The organism is Rhodococcus sp. C26F, from assembly GCF_053345925.1.
This window is the reverse complement of record NZ_JBKFBA010000002.1, coordinates 86,199-92,856: the sequence shown is the minus strand read 5'-3', so window position 1 is coordinate 92,856 and position 6,658 is coordinate 86,199. Positions and strand designations below refer to the sequence as shown.

The 6,658-nt window shown below is 68.0% G+C and carries 3 protein-coding genes; all 3 read right to left on the bottom strand.

The window, feature by feature from the left end:
* Positions 1–603: thiamine pyrophosphate-binding protein (locus ACLBYD_RS03495; protein ID WP_447815421.1), on the bottom strand; the 603-nt coding region annotated here is incomplete at its 3' end.
* 169 nt (positions 604–772) lie between these two features.
* Entirely contained in the window at positions 773–4,549 is a 3,777-nt protein-coding gene (locus ACLBYD_RS03490; RefSeq protein ID WP_271036316.1) for a multifunctional oxoglutarate decarboxylase/oxoglutarate dehydrogenase thiamine pyrophosphate-binding subunit/dihydrolipoyllysine-residue succinyltransferase subunit, read from the bottom strand.
* Positions 4,550–4,752: 203 nt separating this feature from the next.
* The coding region (locus ACLBYD_RS03485; RefSeq protein ID WP_447815420.1) for an ABC transporter ATP-binding protein at positions 4,753–6,658 on the bottom strand (1,906 nt) is incomplete at its 5' end.

The following is a 6,658-nucleotide window of genomic DNA, read 5'->3' as shown; positions in this document are numbered from 1 at the left end:
CCGCCGGATCGCGTCGTCGTCCGGTGCGATCCGGGGACGGTCGAAGCCGACGCTCGACGGCACCATCTTGAACTCGTGGCCGGGCGGGGAGTACTCGAGTTCCTGCACGTCGCCGTGGATGATGACGGCCGTGGGAGTGCGGTACGCGATGGCGGTGCGCATCGCCCGGTCGAGGACGTTCGGCAACTGCTCGGGCACCGTCACCGTCTCCACGAACGCCGACGCCACATCCTTGTACAGCGTGTGCAGGTCCACTTCCTGCTGGTACGACCCGCCCATCGCTGAACGGTCGGTCTGGCCCACGATCGCCACCACCGGAACGTGGTCGAGTTTCGCGTCGTACAGGCCGTTGAGCAGATGGATCGCGCCCGGGCCGGAGGTCGCCATGCACACCCCGGGCCGGCCGGTGAACTTCGCATAGCCCACGGCTTCGAAGGCGCTCATCTCCTCGTGCCGGGACTGCACGAAGACCGGATCGTTGCCGGTGCGCGTCCAGGCGGCGAGGATCCCGTTGATGCCGTCGCCGGGATATCCGAAGACGTGGTCCACCCCCCACGCGCGCAGGCGGTGCAACAGGTAGTCGGCCACGGTCGGATTCGCCATCGGTAGCTCCTCGCAGGACACGATCGGGGGTCCTCCGGAGGGTGCCCGTCGTGCCCGGTCCGAAACACACCGGAAAAGGCGTGAGCCGGGTCGATCGCCCCTCGCGGGGACGAACCGACCCGGCTCACATGAGAACCGTCAAGGACCCGAAGGATCCGAAACGGAGCTTCTAGCGACCGAAGGCCTTCTCGATGATCTCCTGCTGCTCGACAGCGTGGACCTTGCTCGAGCCGGACGACGGTGCCGACATCGCGCGACGCGACACGCGCTTGATACCGCTGAGCTTCTCGGGCAGCAGTTCCGGCAGCGCGAGGCCGAGGAACGGCCAGGCACCCTGGTTCGCCGGCTCCTCCTGGACCCAGAAGAACTCGGTGGCGTTCGGGTACTGCTCGAGCGTCTCGGCGATGCGGCGACGCGGCACCGGGTACAGCTGCTCGATGCGCACGATCGCGACGTCGTCACGACCTTCCTTCTGCTTCTTCGCCAGCAGTTCCCAGTAGATCTTGCCGGAGGTGAGCAGCACACGAGTGGCCTTCGACCGGTCGGCCGTGCCCTCCTCGTAAGGAACCTCTTCGAGCAGCGAGCGGAACTTGCCCTGCGTGAAGTCCTCGACGTTGCTGACCGCGGCCTTGTTGCGCAGCATCGACTTCGGCGTGAACACCACCAGCGGGCGGCGGATGCCGTCGAGGTGATGGCGACGCAGCAGGTGGAAGTAGCTCGCCGGGGTCGACGGAACCGCGACCGTCATCGAACCCTCGGCGCACAGCTGCAGCCAGCGCTCGATACGGCCCGAGGTGTGGTCGGGACCCTGGCCCTCGTGGCCGTGCGGCAGCAGCAGCACGACGTCGGAGAGCTGACCCCACTTGGCCTCACCGGACGAGATGAACTCGTCGATGATGGACTGCGCGCCGTTGACGAAGTCGCCGAACTGCGCCTCCCACAGCACGAGCGCGTCGGGGTTGCCCACCGAGTAGCCGTACTCGAAGCCCAGACCCGCGAACTCGGTCAGCGCCGAGTCGTAGACCATGAAGCGGCCGCCGTTGCCGGCCTGGTTGGCCAGCGAGGCGAGCGGGCTGTACTCGTCGCCCGTCTTGCGGTCGATGATGACCGAGTGGCGCTGCGTGAACGTGCCGCGACGCGAGTCCTGACCGGCCAGGCGCACCAGGGCACCTTCCTCGGCCAGCGAACCGAACGCGAGCAGCTCGGCGAACGCCCAGTCGATCTTGCCGTTGCGCGACATCTCACGACGCTTCTCGAGCACCGGCTTGACGCGCGGGTGGACGGTGAAGCCCTCGGGCGCCTCGGCGAAGGCGTCGCCGATCCGCTCGAGCACCGACCGGTCGACGGAGGTGTCGAGACGCTTCGGCGGGGTCTGGTCGAGCTCGACCGACTCCGACGGCTCCGGCGGGTACTTCTCGAGTTCGCGGACCTCGTTGAAGACCCGTTCGAGCTGTCCCTGGTAGTCGCGCAGGGCGTCTTCCGCTTCCTTGAGCGAGATGTCGCCGCGGCCGATCAGGGCCTCGGTGTAGCTCTTGCGGACGCTGCGCTTGGTGTCGATCACGTCGTACATCGCCGGCTGGGTCATCGACGGGTCGTCGCCCTCGTTGTGACCGCGGCGGCGGTAGCAGATCATGTCGATGACGACGTCCTTGTGGAACTTCTCGCGGAAGTCCACGGCGAGCTTCGCGACCCACACGCAGGCCTCGGGGTCGTCGCCGTTGACGTGGAAGATCGGCGCGCCGATCATCTTCGCCACGTCGGTGCAGTACTCGGACGAACGCGAGTGCTCCGGCGCGGTGGTGAAGCCGACCTGGTTGTTGACGACGATGTGCACGGTGCCGCCGGTGCGGTAGCCGCGCAGCAGCGCGAGGTTGAGGGTCTCCGCGACGACGCCCTGACCGGCGAACGCAGCGTCGCCGTGCAGGAGCAGCGGCAGGACGGTGAAGCCGTCCTCACCCTTGTCGAGGATGTCCTGCTTGGCGCGGACGAGGCCCTCGAGCACCGGGTTGACCGCCTCGAGGTGCGAGGGGTTCGCGGTGAGCGAGACCTTGATGTCGTTGTCGCCGAACATCTGGATGTAGGTGCCCTCGGCGCCGAGGTGGTACTTCACGTCGCCGGAACCGTGCGCAGCGGCCGGGTTCAGGTTGCCCTCGAACTCCGAGAAGATTTGCGAGTACGGCTTGCCGACGATGTTCGCGAGCACGTTCAGGCGACCGCGGTGCGGCATCGCGATGGCGACCTCGTCGAGCGTGTGCTCGGCGGCCTGGTCGATGATCGCGTCCATCATCGGGATGACGGACTCGGCGCCCTCGAGCGAGAAGCGCTTCTGACCGACGTACTTGGTCTGCAGGAACGTCTCGAACGCCTCGGCGGCGTTGAGGCGGCTCAGGATGTACTTCTGCTGGGCGACCGTCGGCTTGACGTGGTGCGCCTCGACCCGCTCCTGCAGCCACTGCTGCTGCTCGGGCTCGAGGATGTGCGTGTACTCGACACCGACGTGGCGGCAGTACGCGTCGCGCAGCACCGACAGCACGTCGCGCAGCTTCATCTTCTGGCGGCCGTGGAAGCCACCGACGTTGAACTCGCGATCGAGATCCCACAGCGTCAGGTCGTGGGTCGTGACGTCGAGGTCGGGATGCGACCGGAACTTGTCGCGCACGAACTGCAGCGGATCGGTGTCGGCCATGAGGTGGCCGCGGCTGCGGTAGGCGGCGATGAGCTCGAGCACACGGGTGTGCTTGTCGACGAGACCTTCCGGCACGTCCTTGCGCCAGCGGACCGGCTCGTAGGGGATGTGCAGGGTGTGGAAGATGCCGTCGTAGAAGTCGTCGCTGATGAGCAGCTCGTGGATCTTCTTCAGGAACTCACCCGACTCCGCGCCCTGGATCACGCGGTGGTCGTAGGTGGAGGTGAGCGTCAGCAGCTTGCCGATGCCCATCTCGGCGATCCGCGCGTCGGACGCACCCTGGAACTCGGCCGGGTACTCCATGGCGCCGGCGCCGATGATCGCGCCCTGGCCCTGCATCAGACGCGGGACCGAGTGCACGGTGCCGATACCGCCCGGGTTGGTCAGCGAGATCGTGACGCCGGAGAAGTCGTCGCCGGTGAGCTTGCCGTCGCGGGCGCGGCGCACGATGTCCTCGTAGGCCGAGTAGAACTGCGCGAAGTTCATCGTCTCGCAGTTCTTGATGGCCGCCACGACCAGCGAACGCTGGCCGTTCTTGCCGGGAAGGTCGATCGCGAGACCGAGGTTCGTGTGCGCGGGCACGACGAGGTTCGGCTTGCCGTCGACCTCGGCGAAGTGGTTGTTCATGTTCGGGAACGCCTTGACCGCCTGGACGATCGCGTAACCGAGGATGTGGGTGAACGAGACCTTGCCGCCCCGGGTGCGGGCGAGGTGGTTGTTGATGACGATGCGGTTGTCGAACATCAACTTCGCGGGCACCGCGCGAACACTGGTGGCCGTCGGGATCGACAGCGAGGCGTTCATGTTCTTCGCAACGGCAGCAGCGGCGCCGCGCAGAACCTTCTTCTCCTCGGTGGCCTGGCCCGACGGGGCCGCGGCGGGCTTGGGAGCCGGCTTCGCGGGCGCGGCCTGGGCCTTCGGCTGCGTCGCAGGCTTGGTCTCCGCCTTCGGTGCAGGCTTGGCCGGCGCGGCCTCGGCCTGCGGTGCGGGCTTCGCCGACGCGGTCTCGGCCTTCGGTGCAGGCTTGGTGGGGGCCGAAGCGGAGGAACTCGGCGCAGATGCTGTGCTCGGCGCGGGCTTCTCGGTCGTGGCGGTGTCGGAGCCGTTGGTGCCTCCGGCCACCGCGGCTTCCGGCGAATAGTCGGTGAGGAATTCGTGCCAACTCGCGTCCACGGACGAAGGGTCGTCCTGGAAGCGCTGGTACATCTCGTCAACCAACCACTGGTTCTGTCCGAACTGTGATGTAGAGCTGCTGCTCACGGCAGTTGTTCGCCTCGTTTCTTTCTTCGGTACCCGATCGGAGCGCCTGTGAATATGAGGCTAGCCCGTGGCATGTGACGATCCGAACTGACCGCGCATGTCGGTGGGCTACCTCACAATCTGGTGCGATGGGGTCTCCATCGATGACGGTTCTCGAGAGCCGATTATTCCCTCTAAGGTGCATCGGCGCAGCGCGCACCCCGTTACAAACGTGAGGACGATCTCATGTTCGACCCTTCCGTCGTCGAAGTGAGCAGGACTTCGGGCTCCTCCGGAACGAGACCACCGGTAGCGAGTTGCCACAAAGTGGTGTACAGACCTCCTGCTCGGCGGAGCTCGTCGTGGGGCCCGCACTCGACGATACGGCCGTCGTCGACGACCACCACGAGATCGGCGCGTGCGGCGGTCGCGAGACGGTGCGCCACGACCACGGCCGTCCGCGAGCGGGCCACCCGCGCACCCGCCTCGAGCACCGCCTTCTCGGTGGCGGGATCGAGGGTCGCGGTGGCCTCGTCGAGCAACAGCAGATCGGGGTCCACGAGTTCGGCGCGCGCGAGCGCGATGAGCTGACGCTGGCCCGCCGACAGACCCTGACCGCGCTCACCGACCGGATGGTTCATGCCGCCGGCGAGTCCCGCGATCATGTCCAGCGCCCCCACGGCGCGCGCGGCCGATTCGATCTCCTCGCGCGTCGCGTCGGGCCGGCCGTAGGCGATGTTGGTCGCCACCGTGCCCGTGAAGAGGTGCGCCTCCTGCGGCACCACACCGAGCCGGCCCCGATAGTCGCGCAGGCGGTAACGGCGCAGATCGGTGTCGTCCACCCGCACCGAACCGGAGGTCGGGTCGTAGAACCGGGCGAGCAGTTTGACGACCGTCGACTTCCCGGCGCCGGTGCGGCCCACCAGGGCGACCGTCGATCCGGCCGGGATCGACAGGTCCACGTCGCTCAGCGCCTCACGATCGGCCTCGCTGTACCGGAAGCCCACCTGCCGCAGGTCGACGTCGCCGCGGAGGTGCCCGGTGATGGCGACCGTGCCCTCCTCGGCCGACTCGAGCGAGCTCTCGGTCCGCAGCAGGTCGCCGATCCGGCGCAGACCGACCCGCGCCTGCTGGTAACCGTCGAAGACCTGCGACAACTGTTGGATGGGCGCGAACAACAGGTTCAGATACAGCACGAACGCGATCAGCACACCGGGGCCGACCGCGCCCGACGCCACCTCGCGGGCGCCGACGAAGACGACCGCCGCGAGCGCCAGATCGGACAGGAAGGTGATGAACGGGAAGTACAGCGAGATCGCCCGCTGCGACCGCAGGCGACTGCGCCGATAGGCCTCCGCGCGCTCGGCGAACCGCCGCGCCGCGGTTTCCTCCCTGCGGTAGGCCTGGGCGGCGCGCAGACCCGTGACGTTCTCCTGGAAATCCGCGTTCACCAGGGAGATGCGTTCGCGGGACTGCGCGTACGCCGTCCCGGAGACCTTCCGGAACCACAGGGTCGCGCCGACCAGCACGGGCAGCACCGCCAGCACCACCAGGGCCAGCGACAGATCGGTGGCGATCAGCGCGATCGAGATACCGGTGAGCGTCAGCACCGCCACGACCGCGGTGGACAGGCCGGTCTGGATGAACTGCGACAGCGCGTCCACATCGGTCGTCATCCGCGTCATGATCCGGCCCGACAGTTCGCGTTCGTAGTAGTCGAGCCCGAGCCGTTGCAGGTGCGCGTACGAGCGCACGCGCAGCCCGAACAACACCCGTTCGCCCGCCCGCGCGGTGAGCACCGTGAGGATCGCGACCACGAACCAGCCGAGCAGCGCGAGCACCACACCCGCGGCGGTCGCCTGCCACAGCCGGGACGGATCGCCCGGGGTCACTCCGCGGTCGACGGCGTACCGCACCAGCGACGGGAACGCGATGCTCGTCAGCGACTCCACCGCCAGGCACAGCACGACGACCGCCAGCAGTGCGCGCACCGGGCGCAGCGTCGTCCACAACCGGAACTGCGGGTCGGGCAGGCGCAGGGCCTCGGACCGTAGGGCCGGATCGCGTCCGGGGGTCTCGGTGGCCGGGGGAAGCGCGTCGACGGCCGCGCGCAGTTCCGGGGTCGGGGCG